The organism is Methanobrevibacter sp. (genome assembly GCF_017431965.1).
Taxonomy (GTDB): domain Archaea; phylum Methanobacteriota; class Methanobacteria; order Methanobacteriales; family Methanobacteriaceae; genus Methanocatella.
Genome location: NZ_JAFRKB010000039.1, coordinates 48,462 through 65,047 on the forward strand (window position 1 = coordinate 48,462; position 16,586 = coordinate 65,047).

The following is a 16,586-nucleotide window of genomic DNA, read 5'->3' on the forward strand; positions in this document are numbered from 1 at the left end:
ATTTTATTCAAACTATTTTTATGATAACATTTATAACTGGTAACGAACATAAAGTTAAAGAAGCAGAGAATATTTTCAAAGATTATGACATTAAGTTAGAGCATATTGATTTAGGTTACACAGAACCTCAAGGAACTCTTGAGGAAGTGGCCATATCAGGCGCAAAATATGCTTGTCGTAAACTTGGAAGACCTGTGATTGTTGAAGATGCTGGTTTATTCATTAAAGCTTTAAATGATTTTCCTGGAGTCTATTCACATTTTGTTCAAGATACTATAGGAAATCAGGGAATTTTGAAGTTATTAGCAGACACTGATGACCGTTATGCCGAATTCAGGTCAGTTATTGGGTACTGTGCCCCCAATTCTGAGCCCAAGACTTTTTTAGGCAAGGTATCAGGTGAAATCGCAGTTGAAGAAAGAGGAGATTTAGGATTCGCTTTCGATCCATTATTTTATGTTCCTAGTGAAGGTAAAACATTTGGTGAACTTACAACTGATGAGAAAAACCAATTTTCACATAGAAAAAATTCATTAAAAAAATTTATTGAATGGTATTCTAATCAAGAATAGCTATTTCATACTTATTTAAAAATTTATAAAAGAGGTTATATTATGGCAAGACCAGAATGGGTAACTTATACTGACGCAGAAATTGAAGAAATGATTTTAAAATTTAACAAAGAAGGAAAAAGTACTTCTGAAATTGGTATTGTATTAAGAGATCAATACGGAATTCCATCTGTAAAAGATGTGACCGGTGAAAGAATCACTGAAATCTTAGAAAGAAATGGACAAACTGGAGAATACCCAGAAGACTTATTAAACTTAATTAGAAGAGCTGTTAATATCAGAGACCACTTGGAAGAAAATCCTAAAGACTTACACTCCAAAAGAGGTTTAACTATTATCGAATCAAGAATCAGAAAATTAGCTTCTTACTATGTAAGTGAAGGAAAATTACCAGAAGGTTGGAGATACAATCCAAAAGAAGCAGCACTCCTTGTTAAATAGGGCTGAGGAAGCTACTAATGTGCTTCGTGAGCACATAGAAAAGGACAGTGTTATTAGAATAATTTCTCATAACGATGCTGATGGAATTTCATCCGCAGCAGTTATAGCTAATGCTTTAGCTGAAGAAAATGTTCAATTCCACACTACTATTATTCCACGTCTTAAAGAAGATATTGTAAATCAGCTAAGACATGAAAAATATGATTTATTTATATTTTCAGACATGGGCAGTACATTTGTCAATGAGTTCAATACTTATAAGCATGATGTGATTATCGCTGATCACCATCAGCCTAACGACACTGAAGCGGAAAGCAACGTTGTTCATATAAATCCACATCTATTTGGAATAGATGGCAGTAAAGATTTATGTGGTGCGGGTTCAAGCTATTTGGCTATTCGCGAACTTGGGAAAAAGCATTTGGCTTACTTTGCTTTAGTTGGTGCATTTGGTGATATGCAAGGTCAAGGCGGATTCACCGGTGTAAATAAGTTGATTCTTGATGATGCCTTGGAAAGCGGAGTTTTGGAGATTCATGAAGATTTAAAAATTGTATCAAAATCTTCCGAACCTATTTTCAAATCTCTTGCTTATACATTTTCACCGCCTCTTCCGGGAATTAGTGGAGATTTTGAAGGTGCCCAAGAATTTTTGGAAAGAATGAATTTGTCTTACGGAATTAAGTTCACAGATTTGGAAGATGAGGAAAAGGATCTTTTAAAAGATGCACTCATGAATATTAATCCGGATATTTTCGGTGATTGTTATACAGTTCCAAAAGAAGTTCCAATGCTACGCGATTTGGAGGAGTATTCCTACATTCTTGATGCATGCGGTAAAAACAAAAAGCAGGGGTTAGGTTTAAGCATCGCCCTTGGCGAAAAAGACCAAGCTCTTGATGCCGCTTTAAAATTACAAAGGCAATACCGTGACCAAATTGTTAAGGGCCTGGAATGGATTAAGCGTGAAGGTGCAGTTCAGCTTTCCGATATTCAATATTTATACTCTGAAGACAAAGTATTAAAATCTGTAATGGGAACAATAGCTAGTATTGGTCTATCTGTGGAATTATTGGATAATTCCAAACCTGTAATCGGACTATCTAGACTTCACAATGATATTAAGGTTTCCGGTAGAACTACAAGGGAAATGGTTGCAAGAGGTGTAAATCTAGGTCGTGCCCTGCAGGATTCATCTAACAATTTCGGAGGCCAAGGTGGTGGACACGATATTGCTGCTGGAGCCATGATTCCTTATGAAAGCAAGGATAATTTCTTACACCTTGTTAATGAGATGGTTGAATATCAATTAAGTAATGATTAATATGTTTTTGACTAAAAAAGAAGAGCAAATGTGCAATGGGGAGTTCGGAGAAACCATTAGGAAAAGCATGGATATCTTGGTTGCATTAGGGGATATTTATGGCGCTTCTAAATTGGTTGACATCACCTCAGCACAGGTATCCGGTGTTTCTTATAAAACTATCGGAGAGGCCGGATTGGAATATCTTGAAGATTTGGCCGGTGACGGTTTGGGCGTTGCAAGTGTAAACGCATCCTTAAACCCTCCGGGAACTGATTTGGATAATTGGAAAGAATTAGGTTTTCCAGAAGAGTTTTCCATTAAACAAAATAAGATTGTTGATGCTTATGGAAAATTGGGAATTTCTAAAACCTGTACATGCACCCCTTATTTGGTGGGAAATGTTCCAAGATTTGCCGATCATGTATCCTGGTCAGAATCATCTGCCGTAGCATATGTCAATTCTGTAATTGGTGCTAGAACCAATCGTGAAGGAGGTCCTGCAGCGCTTGCGGCTGCAATAGTGGGAAAAACTCCTTTATATGGATTCCATTTGGATCAGAATAGAAATGCAGACTTGGTTGTAAATGTCAATTGCGAGCTTAACGGAGCGGATTTCGGCGCATTGGGTTATATCATTGGAAAAGTTGTAGGCAGTGGAGTTCCATACTTCAAGCTTAAAAATACTCCTGATAATAATGATTTAAAAACTTTAGGTGCGGCTTTAGCTTCATCAGGTTCAGTTGCTCTTTATCATATGGAAAATGTCACTCCTGAGCATAAACAAGTGGATGTTGAAGAAGTTGAGGACATAATGTTTATTTCCGAAAAAGAAATTTTAAAAACCCGTGAAGAATTGTCTACAACCGATAGGGAACCTGATTTAATCTGTCTAGGTTGTCCTCATGCATCTCTTGAAGAAATTAAAAAAGTGGCTAACGTTGTTCAAGGCAAAACTATTAAAAATAAATTATGGATTTGCACATCAGTAAGTGTAAAAGCAACAGCCGATAGGATGGGCTATACTGAAATTATTGAACGTGCAGGCGGTAACGTTGTCTGCGATACCTGTATGGTTGTAGCTCCTATCGAAGACATGGGCTTTGAGGTTATTGGTGTAAATTCAGCAAAAGCGGCTAACTATGTTCCATCAATGTGTGGACTGGATGTTGTTTATAATGATGTGGAAAATCTTATTCAGTTTGAATAGGATTTCTTTATTTCTTTTTTTTAAAAAATTAAAACTTTAAATTGAATAAAATCTAGATATTATACTGATAGGATTTGTGAGGAATTGTTGATGAATTATTTGGTAGTTGGCGCTGGAAATGCTAGTAGGCCTGTTGCAAGATTGTTAAATTATCTGGGCCATAAAGTTATTGTCACTGATTTAAAAGATTTATCATCTTTTAAAATAGAATTTCAAAGAAGTTTAAAACAAATGGAAAGTGAAGGGGTTATTTTAGATTTAAATAATCAAAATCCTAGTTTGGATGGCATTGAAGCTGTTTATAAACCTCCGACTTTACCTGATTCTGCGCCCATAGCCAAGTTAATCAATGATTCTGATGTTAAGATTCTCACAAATGAAGAATTTTCCAAAATTGTTCAAGATTTGATTCCGGTAGATATTATTGGGATTACTGGAACAATGGGTAAAACTACAACCACATTCATCACAACAAGTATTTTCAAATCTGCGGGATATAATGTATGGTCCTGCTCATCTTTAGTTAATAATTTAGTATCTGAAGCTATTATTGATGGAATAGTCACTGAAAAATCTAAAAATTGTGATATTGCTATTTTTGAACTTCCTCATGGAACAATTGGTCTTTTAAATAAATTAAACGTTAAAATTGGTCTTTTGACCAACATTGCTGAAGACCACTTGTCCGAATTCGGGGGTTCTCTTGAAAAATATCAGCAAAGAAAACTGATTTTGGAAAAGATGAGCGAAACATTTATTGCAAACCGCTCATGCTTTGATATAATTAATCCTCACAGAAGCGATGCAATATATTATGCTTTAGATGAGGATGTTGATTTTAAGGGAAGCATTGGTGATGAATCATTAACTGTCGAATATGCCGATGATTCTTTTACCACTCCATTTCATATGATGAGCTACTTTTTTGAAAATTCAGTTGCAGCCAGTGCAGTAGCAATCACATACGGAGTCAAAAAAGAAGAAATCATTAAGGCATTATCTGATTTCAAAGGACTCCCTGCTCATATGGATGATGTGGGAACATATAATGGCAGAAAGGTAATTTTAGACTCTGCATTCTTATATGATGGAATGAAAATCACCTTGGATTACTTTAAGGATGACAGTGTTGTTTTATTCTTGGATCATTTTGATACATTATCTGTAAGGGATAAATCGGAAGTAGGTCAATTAGTTGGGCAATATGATTTGAAAGCTGTTATTGCCAGTGGATTTAACGAAGTCACACAAGAAGTTGAAATGCATGCGGCACAGGAGATATTGGATGCCATTGACAATCCGAATATTGAAAAGGTTGCTGTCGAAACAATTGAAAAGGCTGCGGAACTTACATTTAAATATTCCGTACCTGGAGATATTATTTTACATATGGGTCCGCTTATAGCATACGACAGATTGACTACTGTAGATAAAATTATGAAAGGGCTTGAAGAAGGAAGTAGAAAGTATGAATGAATCCGACTTTAAAAAAGGTACCACATTTGGAGTAATCGGTGTTTGTGGTGCTAATGGCAATTTAATAGCGAGAATACTTAAAGAAAGAGGATTTAATGTTATTGGGACTGATTTGTCACAAAAAAGTGAATGCAGGTTTGCAAGCGTTCTGGAAGATTATGATTTCGATGTATTCTATGGCAGGACACCTGATGCATTTTTCAATAGAAGTGATTATATAATTCCTCCTGCAAGCTTGCCTAAGGATTCTGAAATGTATAAAAGAATCAATAAGCCTATTTTAGAATTAAATGATATTATAGAGATATTCCAACCGGAAAAAGAGGTATTTGGAATTACCGGAACCAATGGTAAAACCACTTCCACCACTTTACTTAAAAGGATTGCTTCAGACAATGGAATTGAACCATGTGAACATAAATTGGAAGGAATGCAAGGCAATGCAGAATTCATTCCTATTTTACAGTCAAGATTGGATGGAGATATTGGAATTTTGGAAGTGGGAACATTTGGTGTACCGGGAACTGTCGGAAGAATTGCTAAAAACACTAACATGTCTGGCGGTTTAATTACCAACATCACTCCCGATCATTTAAATGATTTGGGAAGCTTCATGGATTATGCTAATGTTAAAGGCGAATTCATCAAAGAATTAAATCATAAAAAACTAATTGTCAATGGTCATGACCCTACAATCATGGGTCTTTTAAGAGAGCTGAACTATGACGGTGAGGTAATTACATTCGGAGTTGATGAAACACCGGATTCAATTGGCATTAAAGAATGTGTATGCGGAAATGAAATCACCGTTAAGGAAATTATTTCAGGCTGCGGCTACTACTTCTGTAAATGCGGCATTACAACTCCACAGGTGGACTATATCGCAACAAACGTGGATTTGGCTAATAGGACTTTTGATTTATATACTCCTGAAGGAAAACTGGATGTTAAAATGGCAATCGATGGAATTCACAATGTTTATAATGTAACTGGAGTAATAATAGCGGCTCATGAATTTTTGAAATTGCCGTATGATAAGATTTTAGAAAGCATTTCCACTTTCACAGGTGTTGAGGGAAGAATGGAAAGAGTGGGGAAAATCAATGGTAAAACTGTTTTTGTAGATTATGCCCATAATCCTGCAGGCGTTCAAACTGTATTAAAGGAATTCCAAAAGCTATTTGGAGACTTTACCACTGTAATTACAGTTTCATCCGAGTCAGGGGATGTGGGCGATCTTGAGATTTTCAATAGCGTATTGAAATTTTCAAAGTTCATTGTTCCTGCATCTCGCGCATCCCAAAAAGTAGCTCTTGAAAAATTAAAGGAAAATTCAAGATTAAATGATAGGATATTTTTAAATCACATTAGCGATTTTGAAAAAGAAGGAACTCTTGGAGCCAATAAAAATGATGTCCGAGAGGGAATTAAAAAAGCTTTGAATTTAGATTGTGAAATGATAGTGGCTATTGGCGAAGCCGCTACCAAATTCAAATCAGTTGTTAACGAGTTATAATTCGTAGGTTTTTGGCGGTTCACCTGAAAAGTCTGCAATTGTAGCTTTCCCGTTGATGGTGAATACTTCAAAAACTGGGTTTTCACCGGTTTCGTATAAAGCTTTTACAAGGTCATTTGAATCAATTACTTTTTGTTTAAGTTCCACGCTGTCTGTAAATTCAACTTCACCGGAAATTCTTAACCATACGAATTCAGGTGTTGCAGTAACGATTTCACAATTAGGATTTGCATCTAATTCCTTATACATTGGTTTGTTGTTTGCAGTACAGAAGTATGGTTTTCCATCCTCTTCGAAGTAAAATAATATTGGTCTTACTTTTGCATTTCCGTCAAGTCCGCTAGTTGCTAAATATATTAATGGGTTTTCAGTTAAAAATTTTATAACATCGCTCATTTTGATATCTCCTTTATTTTGATAGTAATAGTTTAATTAAGCCTATATAAATCGTTTTTGTAACTTTAAAGTTATCAGGTTACTTCAAAGTAACTTAATAAAACATTCCTTGGCAAATCCATCAGTTCGGGTCATTAATTCAAAGGCAGTTATACCAATCATTATGGGCATAATGGTTTCCCGAAAATCTTTTAATACTTGAACTAAAAATTATATTCATGACATCAGAAAAGGACAATTTTTTAGAGTCAAATTATTTTGCGGATACATTATTTGTTTTCCATAAAAACCATAAGGACTTTCTAAATCATGAACTTGCTAAGTATAATATTAGTTTAATTCAAGCATCTTGCATTATAAAAATATATGGTAATAAAGGAATAAGCCAAAAAGATTTGGCTAAAGATTTATATTTAACTAAAGGAGCTATTACCAAAGCCATTACGAAATTGGAATCTAATGGATATATCGCACGTGAGAAATCACCGGAAGATAAACGTTATTTTGTATTAAATTTAACAGAGCAAGGCGAAAAGCTCATTCCAATAATGGGCGAAATTAATGAAAAATGGGAAAATGAATTAGGATTATCTGATATTGATTCTAGCTTTTTAGAAACATTTAAAGAATTAACATCAAGGGCCATTGACATAAACAAGGGAAAAATATAGAAGATTAGTTTCAAATGTTTTTTTAAGGTTATGTTAATAGTTAAAATTTGAATTTCAATGATTTATTTGCCACGACAGCAGTGGTAACTATATCAATTCACCGAAATGCTTAAGCAAAATTCGAGCATATTTTCTATATTACTTTTCAAATGCTCTTTTAAAACCTTTATAAATATATAAATACAATATTTTTATCATGGCTAGCTATATTAATCATCCACTCATTAAGGAGAATTCAATAGAGTCAAGACTTTATCAACAAATTCTCGCCGGTGATGTACTAAAAAATGGAAATACTATGATTGTTGCACCAACAGCATTAGGTAAAACAATTATAGCTATTTTGGTTGCTGCCGATAGGTTATATAAAGTAAAAAATTCTAAAGTGCTTGTTTTAGCCCCGTCCAAACCTTTGGCAATTCAGCATGAAGCTAGCTTTAAGGAATTCATAAACCTTCCATGCACTTCAATAACAGGTGCTGTTAAAACAGATGAACGGGTTAAAAGATGGGAAGAGTCCAGAATCATTTCTGCAACTCCGCAAACTGTCGAATCAGACTTGCTTAATGGACGCTATGATTTGAGCAGTGTTTCATTAGTCGTTTTTGATGAATGCCATCATGGTGTTGGATCTTATTCCTATGTTTATCTTGCATCAAGATATGTTCAGGAGTCTAAATTCAATTTAATTTTAGGTTTGACCGCTTCGCCCGGTTCAGATAAGTTAAAAATCAAAGAGGTTTGCCAGAATTTATACATTCAAAGCATTGTTGTTAAAACGGAAGATGATTCCGATGTAAGGCCTTACTTTAATCCAGTTGAAATAGAATGGGTTAGAGTTAAAATGAGTGAAGCATTAGAAAAGATTAAAACCAATGTTGATAAAGCTTTAAAGATTAGATTAAAAGCTTTAAAGAATATGGGCATTATTAAAACGGTTTCTGTTGGCAAAAGTGATATTTTAAAAGCTAGGGGAAGAGTGCAGGGTGAGATTGCAAGAACAACCAATCCTAATAAAGACCTGTTCCAAGCCGTTTCAATTTTAAGTGCTGTCATCAATCTTCAGCATGCTCAGGAGTTAATCGAAACTCAGGGTGTTTCCACTTTCAACAAATATGTTGCCAGGCTTCGAAAAAAGAACACCAAAGCTGCAAAATCATTGATGTGGGATGATAATTTTAGTCGCGCTATGAAACTTGCTAAAGAAGCCGAAAAGCATGGATGGGAACATCCAAAATTAAGGGAGCTTACTAAAATTCTTAAAAAGGAACTTGGTTCTGGTGACGGTCAGACAAAACTTCAATCAACAAGATTCACTGATAATGAAGATGAAGCATCATCTAAGATTATTGTATTCACCCAATATCGGGATACATTGGAGATGATTCATCAAAAGCTTGAAAAAGAGGGAATCAAATCTGCAAAGTTCTTTGGGCAGGCGTCTAAAGATGGTGAAAAAGGTTTAACTCAAAAACAACAAAAGGCTATCATCAAATCATTTAGGATGGGCGAATATGACGTGCTTTTATCAACAAGTGTTGCAGAAGAGGGAATTGACATTCCTGCAGTTGATTTGGTTATACTATATGAACCGGTCCCATCTGAAGTCAGAATGATTCAGAGAAGAGGCAGAACCGGCCGTAAAAGAACTGGCCGTGTAAAGGTTTTAATCACTAACGGAACAAGAGATGAAGGATATTACTGGTCTTCAGTTAATAAGGAAGTTAGTATGAAAAATCAATTAATTGACCCTGACGTTTTAGAGGAGCTTAATGCTTCTGCAGCCTTAAGAATGGAAAACGAGAAAAAGGTCAAAGTCCTTGAAAAGCCTAAAAAGGAAAATAATTTTCCAATAGTTTATGCCGACTCCCGCGAAGGAAATTCAAAGGTAATCAGACATTTGACTGAGATGGAAATGGATGTTAAAATTCAATCGATGGCTGTTGCAGATTATCAGGTAAGTGATGAGGTAGCTATCGAGAGGAAAACTGCAAAAGACTTTGTCGACTCAATAATTGATAAAAGATTATTTAAACAAGCCAGAGAGTTGTCTGAAGAGTTTAAAAAGCCTATTTTAATTCTTGAAGGGGATGACTTATACGCAGGCATGGTAAATGCAAATGCGATTAGGGGATCCATCGCTTCAATTGCTCTTGATTTTGGAATCAGCATTATTCCTACAAGAAATGCACAGGATACTGCTGCAATGATTAAAAGAATAGCTATCAGAGAACAGAATGGTGAAAGAACACCAGTTCAGATAAGAACAGATAAAAAACCACTTAGCCTATTGGAACAACAACTGTTTATTGTCGAATCACTGCCTAGCATAGGTCCGGTCAATGCAAAAAATTTATTGGAACATTTCGGCTCTGTTTCAAATGTTATCAATGCTTCTGAAAAGGAACTTCAGGAAGTTGAAGGAATTGGTAAAAAAACAGCAGAATCAATTAAAAAAGTAGTTGACTCAAAATATTTGTATTTCAAAAAAGAGATTAAAGAGAAAAAACTTCTCTAGAAGTTTTTCTTTATATATTCATAACTTTTTTTAATAGAATCTTCATCATTTACTTCTATGATGTAGATGCCATCATAATTTTTAGACTCGAATTTATTGATGATATGTTTTAAATCAATAGAGCCTTCACCTAATGCAAGGTGTGAGTCATCATCACCAAAATTATCATGGGCATGTATGTGTTTAATCGAATCAAAATACATCTCGTCTGCAGGATATCCTACATGATTTGCATGGCCGATGTCTAGTGTCATAAACATTTCATTTTCTCTAAGAAACTCGTCCAATTTTTCCAGATTTTGGTAAATCATTCCCTCGAAGGTAGGCATATTTTCTATTGCGGCATTCACGCCTAGGTCTTTACCGTAATCTCCAAGTTCCTTAATTGATTCATTGGCGATTTTATAGACTTTATCTTCAAATGGTCTTGCTAAAAACGGCATCAATCCCGGATGAACAACTACGGTTTCGGCGTCAATTCTATTGGCCAAATCTATCGATGATTTGATTTGTGATATTGAATTTAACCTGCTTTTTTCCTGAAGGGATGCAATATTCACGTCCATGAATGGTGAATGAATGGAATATTTTAAGTTATAGCTTTCTAAAAGTTCACTATCAATTTTTTCGTAAGGGAATTGATGAACCAATTCCGCATATTCCAATCCTAAGCTTTCAATAAAGCCTAAAATATCTTCTAAATTCTCATGTAGTCCTGCTAATGTGGATGCGCCTATTTTCATATTATCACTATTTTTTCGCTGCAGTTATTTCCAATCCCATTTCAATAGCTTCAATAATCAAATCAGATAGTTCAATTCCGTTTTTGATTTTTATTTCACCTTTTTTTGAAGTGGTTGCGGTAAGCAAATATTCTCCTTCAATATAAACATCAAAATTTTGTCTTCCATTGTCTCTTCCAAGGTCTAAAATCAGCTGTTTTCTTGTATGGATGATATCAACTTCAAATGGAGTTTTATTCTTTGGCTTTTCTTCGATTATTTCCACCCCAAGACTTATTCCAATTTCATCTTCAATTTCAGCTATCCTCTTTCCATTTTTACCAATGATTTTCGGAATGTATTGCTCAGGGATATAAATATTGGCTCGCTCAGGGGATATTACTTCAACATCTACCTTTGATTTTTTAGGGAGAATCTTTTTGATTTTTCTTAAGATTTCCTTCTCGGCAATTTTGTCAACGGAAGATTTGTATCTCTCAGTGCTGTCGGTTCCATTCACCAAATCCATATCCATTACGATGGTCTGCTCACCATATGTATAAATTTCATTTTTAAGTTCGCCGGTTTCAAAATCACGAACTTCAATCACGGGTCTTGCAAGATCCGCCTCTTTCATTCCAGTAGGCACTTTAACGGTCATTTTTGTTTCATAAACGCTTGTAACCTTACCATCTTCAATGTAAATGCTTGTGTCAACAATTGAAGGTATAACTCCAAGTTCTACTCTTGAAGCTATTCTTTGAATCGCATCAATAGGTCTTGTTGCATGCACAACACCAATCATTCCAACGCCAGCAAGACGCATATCTGCAAAAATGTTAAAGTCGGTATTTTTCCTAAGCTCATCATAAATTGTATAATCAGGTCTTACAAGCAGCAATACATCTGCAGTATTTTCCATACTTCCTTCTAGTGGGCTGTATTGTGTTATTTCATCAGGCAATTGTAAATCTCTTGGGGATTCCATTGTTTTTACAATTTTATTTAGTTTTGATGAGTAGTATTTTGCGATGGCCTGTACGAATGTGGATTTACCTGCACCTGGAGAACCTGAAATCAATATTCCTTCTGCATTGGTTCTTATTCTTTCAAGCAATTTATCAGATAAGCGATATTCATCTAAATTAATGTTGGCAACTGGTTTGACAGCAGTAACTTCCAATCCTTCAGAAAATGGAGGGTAAGCTATTGAAATCCTGTATTCTCGTGATTGCACTACGAATGACCCTTCTTTATCGGATTCCAAATATGTTCTTGAATCGCTATTTGCCTTATCAAGAATTTCATCAACGATTTCATGAATTTGTGAGTATGAATAAGGTTCATCTTCAAGTTTAACAAAGTCAATATGTCCGGGAGTTCCTTTCTTGGCCATTGGACAAACATTTTCCTTTAAATGCACGGACATTGTATTTTCATCAAAGAATTTTTCAATTGAGAGAGCTTTTTCAACATATTTCTGTTCGAAGTAGTAAACAGGGATTCCCTGTGCTTTTGCGGTTTCGGCTTGTACCTTGTCGCTTGTAAGTAATGTTCCCATTTCTGATCTTGCAAGGTCACGGATAATGCTGTCGATTTCACCGCTTTTTGCATATTTGATATCATAATTGGTAGGTCTTTTTCCTTTAAAGCTGATTGCAAGTTCACCTTCATATTGCAGATGCTGTAGTTTCTGAAGCTCTTTTAAACCTTTTCTGCCTTCATTTCTGTTTGCATTTGCCTGATGTTCAAGTTCACATACAACGGCTTCAGGCACAATAATCTCCGGATAGTCCAGATCTTCTTTTTCGATTATTTCACTTACTGCACCTATTATGACGGCACTGGTGTCTGGAATTATACGTTTCATTTTAATACACATCATCTGGGTTTACAAGTCTTTCTAAAATAACTTCTAAATCATCATCCTTTAAATCACAAATATCAACATCTTCAGTATTTAATTTTCTAAAAAAGCATGAAAGATAACCTTCGTGGCATGCGGCTCCTGTTTGCTTAATTTTCAAAACAATCGCATCCATGTCACAGTCAACAAGAATTTCCTTAACTTCTTGAAAGTGCCCTGAACTTTCTCCCTTTAGCCAGATTTTATTTCTTGAAGTGCTCCAGTAATGGGCCTTGCCTGTTTCAATTGTTTTTTGGAGAGCATCTTTGTTCATATTTGCCAGCATCAGAATTTGGTTTGTATCAGCGTCCTGAGCAACAGCGGTAATGACTTTTTGTCCATTAATTTCATGTCTGAAGTTGATTTCCATATTTATTCACCTTTTATGTATTCTACAATATTGTCGATGTCGATTAATTCCTGATTGCCGCTAACCATATCCTTGATTGTAATTTTGCCTTGCTCCAAATCCTTAGCGCCTATAATTGCTATTTTACCAACTTTGATTTTATCGGCATGATTCATTAGTTTTTTGAACTTTTTACCGTTTAAGTCAACATCCGCCTTAATGTCATTTCTTCTTAAAATTTGGGTTATTTCATAGGCCTTGTCGCGCACATCATCTGAAATCGGAGCTACATAGATGTCTAAGTGTGAAGGCAATTCTTCAGCTTCTGTCAACTCTTCGATTGCATTCATCAGTCTGTCAAAACCTAATGCAAAGCCTGTTGATTCGACTTCCTGGCCTCCAAACACTTTAACGAGACTGTATGACCCTCCGCCACAGATCTGTTTTTGGGCACCTAGTTCCGGAACATAGATTTCAAACACGATTCCGGTATAGTAGTCAAGTCCCCTTGCAACACCTAGGTTTAAGGTATAGTTTTCAACATCGAAGCTTTCAAGCAATGAAATTAATTCCTTTAACTCTTCTAGTGCTTCTTTTGGCTCATCATAAGGTGCAATCAATTCTTCGACATCACTTAGTATGGATTTATCTCCAACCAAATCAATCAATTTTAATAAAATTTGATTCAGTTCATCATTGTCAATAACTGGACTTTCACCGCTTAACGATTCTATTAATAAATCTTTGTCTCCTTTATCAATGACGACCATTATTTCCCTTTGGGTTTCAGTTGAAATTTCAAAGTGTTTAAACAGTCCTCTAATAATTCCCAAGTGGTTGATATTGACATCTGCGGTGGTTATTCCTAAGGCGTTGATGGAATCTGTACAAAGGGCAATGACTTCAGCTTCTCCCTGAGGTGTTTTAGCACCAATCAATTCGCAGCCGAATTGCCAGAACTGTCTGAATCTTCCCTTTTGAGGTCTTTCATATCTAAAACAGCTTCCATAGTAATATAATTTAATTGGTTTTGTTGCAGTTTTTTCAAGTTCGTTCAGGTATAATCTTGCAACAGGAGCGGTTATTTCCGGTCTTAAAGTTAATTCCCTGTCTGATTTATCCTTAAAGTTGTATAATTGGTCAACAATTTCTTCTCCAGATTTTGTTGTAAATAACTTTAATTCTTCAAATAATGGTGTTTTGATTTCTTGATAACCATAATTTTCAAAAATATTTCTTAAGGTACTTTCTGCCTTTTTTCTCTGTCTCATTTCATCAAATAAGAAATCTCTAGTACCTCTTGGTCTTGTAAATTCCATTTTTGCTCTCCTATGAATATAATATATTATAATTAAAATTTGTATTTTTGAAGTTATATAATCTTTTGTTAAGCTTACTTTTCTGATGCTCTTAGGCAAGCTGTTAGTTAATTGAGTTTTTTATTTTTAAATAGGTTTTTGTGTTGTGATTTTACATAAAGGCACAACTGTGTTTTTACACATTTTTGCAGTTAAAATAGTTTTAACTGTTAGTAAATGCAGTAAATTATTAAATAAACTCTGTGAGTGATATCATGGTAAAATATAAGTTGGTGGATACATTACTGTATCAGACGGAAGAAGGTGCTGTTGAAGGAAAATTCATCATTGGTGATGATACTCTGTGGGCAAGTAGAAAGACTGTTTCTGAGATTTTTGGAACTACTGGACAAAATATTTCTGATCATTTCAGGAATATTGTTCGAGAAGGTGAACTTGAAGAAAATGAAGTTAGTATAAGTTCTAAAGAACTATTTAAAGATGATTTAGAATTTAGAAAGAAATTCTTGCAAAATTCTAATAATCGAGGTAGACCTCAGATATGGTATAATCTTGACGCAATCATATCAATAGGATATAGAATCAATTCAAAAAAGGCTACACAGTTTCGTATATGGTCTAGAGATATTTTGAAGCAATATATGAGAAAAGGTTTTGTAATCAACAAAGAGCTTTTGATGAAAGGCGGAAAATTCACTGAAGAATATTTTGAAGAACTTGTTGATGTAATTCGCGAAATCAGATCTTCCGAGCGAAGGGTGTATGAAAAAGTAACGGACTTGTTTGCAACTTCTTATGATTATAACAAAAATGCTGAAATAACAAGGGAGTTCTATGCCAAAGTTCAAAACAAACTTCATTATGCCGTTGTTGGTCTGACTGCTCCTGAAATCATATACGAGAGAGCTGACAGTAAGAAAGAACACATGGGATTGACCACATGGTCAAGGGCACCGGATGGAAAGGTATTGCTGAGGGATGCAAAAATTGCTAAAAATTACTTGAGCGAAAAAGAATTGAAAACATTAAACCGTGTTGTAAGCATGTATTTGGATTATGCTGAAGATAGGGCTGAAAGGCAAATTCCAATGTCTATGAAAGACTGGGCTGAAAGATTGGATAAATTTTTGGAGTTCTATGAATATGCAGTTTTAAAAGACAAGGGAAAAATTAGCCGGGAAGCCGTTGATGAATTTGTTGAAATTGAATTTGAGAAATTCAAGCCGGTTCAGGACAGGTTGTTCAAGTCCGATTATAATAAGTTTGATGAGGAAACCAGAAGATACCTGGTTTAACATCAATCTTTTTATATTTTTTTAAATTAATTATTATTATATGAATATTAAAGGTAGTACAAATATTGTGGGTTTGATAGGCCATCCTGTTGAACATAGTTTTTCACCGCCAATGCACAATGCTGCATTTAAAGCATTGGGGATGGATTATGCTTATGTCGCTTTTGATGTTGAACCTGAAGATTTAAAATCAGCTATCGAAGGTGCAAAGGCATTAAATGTTAAGGGATTTAATGTAACCATTCCTCATAAGGTTAATGTAATGGAATATTTGGATGAATTGGATGAAGTGGCCGAGCTGATAGGTGCCGTAAACACTATTGATTTTAAAAACTTGAAAGGTTACAATACTGATGGTATTGGTGCCATTAAAGCCATTGAAGAGGTAACCAGTATTAAAGGTAAAAATGTAGTTGTTGTGGGTGCAGGTGGCGCATCAAGGGCAATATCCTTTTACATTGCTAAATATGACGCTCAAAGTTTAACAATACTTAATAGAAACGAATCCAAAGCTCAAAACTTGGCCAGGGATGTGTTGAGTTCCGATTTAATCAGTGATGTCAAATCAGATTCAATTTCTGAAATTAATGCTTACTTAAAAGATGCAGACATTTTAATTGATACTACTCCTTTGGGAATGGATCCCCATATTGATGATGAACCGATAGCTACAGCTGAAAATATGCAGGAGGAGTTGGTTGTTTTTGACGCGGTTTACAATCCGAATGAAACAGTTCTTTTAAAAGAGGCTATTAAAGCAGGCGCAAAACCGGTTTATGGAATTAAGATGCTATTGTATCAGGGCGCAGAAAGTTTTGAAATCTGGACAGGCAGGAAAGCTCCAGTTGAGGAGATGGAAAAAGCATTGAAACAAACACTTAACTTAGAATGA

General features: G+C 35.1%; 15 protein-coding genes. 10 read left to right on the plus strand and 5 right to left on the minus strand.

The window, feature by feature from the left end:
* Positions 1-20: 20 nt before the first annotated feature.
* The 6 genes from IJI93_RS05575 (at position 21) to IJI93_RS05600 (ending at position 6,518) form a co-directional block, all read left to right on the plus strand.
* A complete protein-coding gene (locus IJI93_RS05575) occupies positions 21-572 on the plus strand; it encodes an XTP/dITP diphosphatase (RefSeq protein ID WP_292821065.1) in 552 nt (183 codons plus the stop codon).
* A gap of 42 nt (positions 573-614) precedes the next feature.
* Entirely contained in the window at positions 615-1,013 is a 399-nt protein-coding gene (locus IJI93_RS05580) for a 30S ribosomal protein S15 (RefSeq protein ID WP_292821067.1), read from the plus strand.
* Positions 1,003-2,337: a DHH family phosphoesterase gene (locus tag IJI93_RS05585; RefSeq protein WP_292821069.1), complete on the plus strand. Its 1,335-nt coding sequence runs from the start codon at positions 1,003-1,005 to the stop codon at positions 2,335-2,337. Before IJI93_RS05580 ends, IJI93_RS05585 begins: the two co-directional genes overlap by 11 nt.
* A gap of 1 nt (position 2,338) precedes the next feature.
* Positions 2,339-3,526: an aconitase X catalytic domain-containing protein gene (locus IJI93_RS05590; protein WP_292821243.1), complete on the plus strand. Its 1,188-nt coding sequence runs from the start codon at positions 2,339-2,341 to the stop codon at positions 3,524-3,526.
* Positions 3,527-3,616: 90 nt separating this feature from the next.
* Positions 3,617-5,002 carry a Mur ligase family protein gene (locus IJI93_RS05595; protein WP_292821071.1) on the plus strand — a complete coding sequence of 462 codons (1,386 nt, stop codon included), beginning with the start codon at positions 3,617-3,619 and terminating at the stop codon, positions 5,000-5,002.
* Entirely contained in the window at positions 4,974-6,518 is a 1,545-nt protein-coding gene (locus IJI93_RS05600; protein ID WP_292821073.1) for a Mur ligase family protein, read from the plus strand. Before IJI93_RS05595 ends, IJI93_RS05600 begins: the two co-directional genes overlap by 29 nt.
* On the opposite strand, the gene IJI93_RS05605 is transcribed toward IJI93_RS05600, so the two are convergent.
* Positions 6,513-6,914 (minus strand): pyridoxamine 5'-phosphate oxidase family protein, encoded by a 402-nt coding sequence (locus IJI93_RS05605; protein WP_292821075.1) that lies wholly within the window; start codon positions 6,912-6,914, stop codon positions 6,513-6,515. The genes IJI93_RS05600 and IJI93_RS05605 overlap by 6 nt on opposite strands.
* Before the next feature lie 218 nt (positions 6,915-7,132).
* On the opposite strand from IJI93_RS05605, the gene IJI93_RS05610 reads away from it, so the two are divergent.
* Together IJI93_RS05610 and IJI93_RS05615 are read left to right on the plus strand one after the other, a co-directional pair.
* Positions 7,133-7,585 carry a MarR family winged helix-turn-helix transcriptional regulator gene (locus tag IJI93_RS05610; RefSeq protein ID WP_292821077.1) on the plus strand — a complete coding sequence of 151 codons (453 nt, stop codon included), beginning with the start codon at positions 7,133-7,135 and terminating at the stop codon, positions 7,583-7,585.
* Positions 7,586-7,781: 196 nt separating this feature from the next.
* Positions 7,782-10,103 (plus strand): DEAD/DEAH box helicase, encoded by a 2,322-nt coding sequence (locus tag IJI93_RS05615; protein ID WP_292821079.1) that lies wholly within the window; start codon positions 7,782-7,784, stop codon positions 10,101-10,103.
* Here the strand turns inward: IJI93_RS05615 and IJI93_RS05620 are convergent.
* Genes IJI93_RS05620 through hisS form a run of 4 tightly spaced genes read right to left on the minus strand, consistent with a single transcriptional unit; the run spans position 10,100 to position 14,399 of the window.
* The gene (locus tag IJI93_RS05620; protein ID WP_292821083.1) at positions 10,100-10,846 is read right to left on the minus strand and encodes a sugar phosphate isomerase/epimerase; all 747 of its coding nucleotides are present in this window, start codon (positions 10,844-10,846) and stop codon (positions 10,100-10,102) included. The genes IJI93_RS05615 and IJI93_RS05620 overlap by 4 nt on opposite strands.
* A gap of 7 nt (positions 10,847-10,853) precedes the next feature.
* On the minus strand, positions 10,854-12,695 hold the full coding sequence (locus IJI93_RS05625; RefSeq protein WP_292821085.1) for a PINc/VapC family ATPase: 1,842 nt from the start codon (positions 12,693-12,695) through the stop codon (positions 10,854-10,856).
* A gap of 1 nt (position 12,696) precedes the next feature.
* Positions 12,697-13,101 (minus strand): phosphoribosyl-AMP cyclohydrolase, encoded by a 405-nt coding sequence (gene hisI, locus IJI93_RS05630; RefSeq protein WP_292821088.1) that lies wholly within the window; start codon positions 13,099-13,101, stop codon positions 12,697-12,699.
* Between the two features lie 2 nt (positions 13,102-13,103).
* Positions 13,104-14,399: a histidine--tRNA ligase gene (hisS, locus tag IJI93_RS05635; RefSeq protein ID WP_292821090.1), complete on the minus strand. Its 1,296-nt coding sequence runs from the start codon at positions 14,397-14,399 to the stop codon at positions 13,104-13,106.
* 254 nt (positions 14,400-14,653) lie between these two features.
* Here hisS and rhuM point away from each other — a divergent pair, with 254 nt between their 5' ends.
* A complete protein-coding gene (gene rhuM, locus IJI93_RS05640; RefSeq protein WP_292821092.1) occupies positions 14,654-15,694 on the plus strand; it encodes a RhuM family protein in 1,041 nt (346 codons plus the stop codon).
* A 40-nt stretch (positions 15,695-15,734) separates the two neighbouring features.
* Positions 15,735-16,586, plus strand: a complete 852-nt coding sequence (locus IJI93_RS05645; RefSeq protein WP_292821094.1) for a shikimate dehydrogenase — start codon at positions 15,735-15,737, stop codon at positions 16,584-16,586.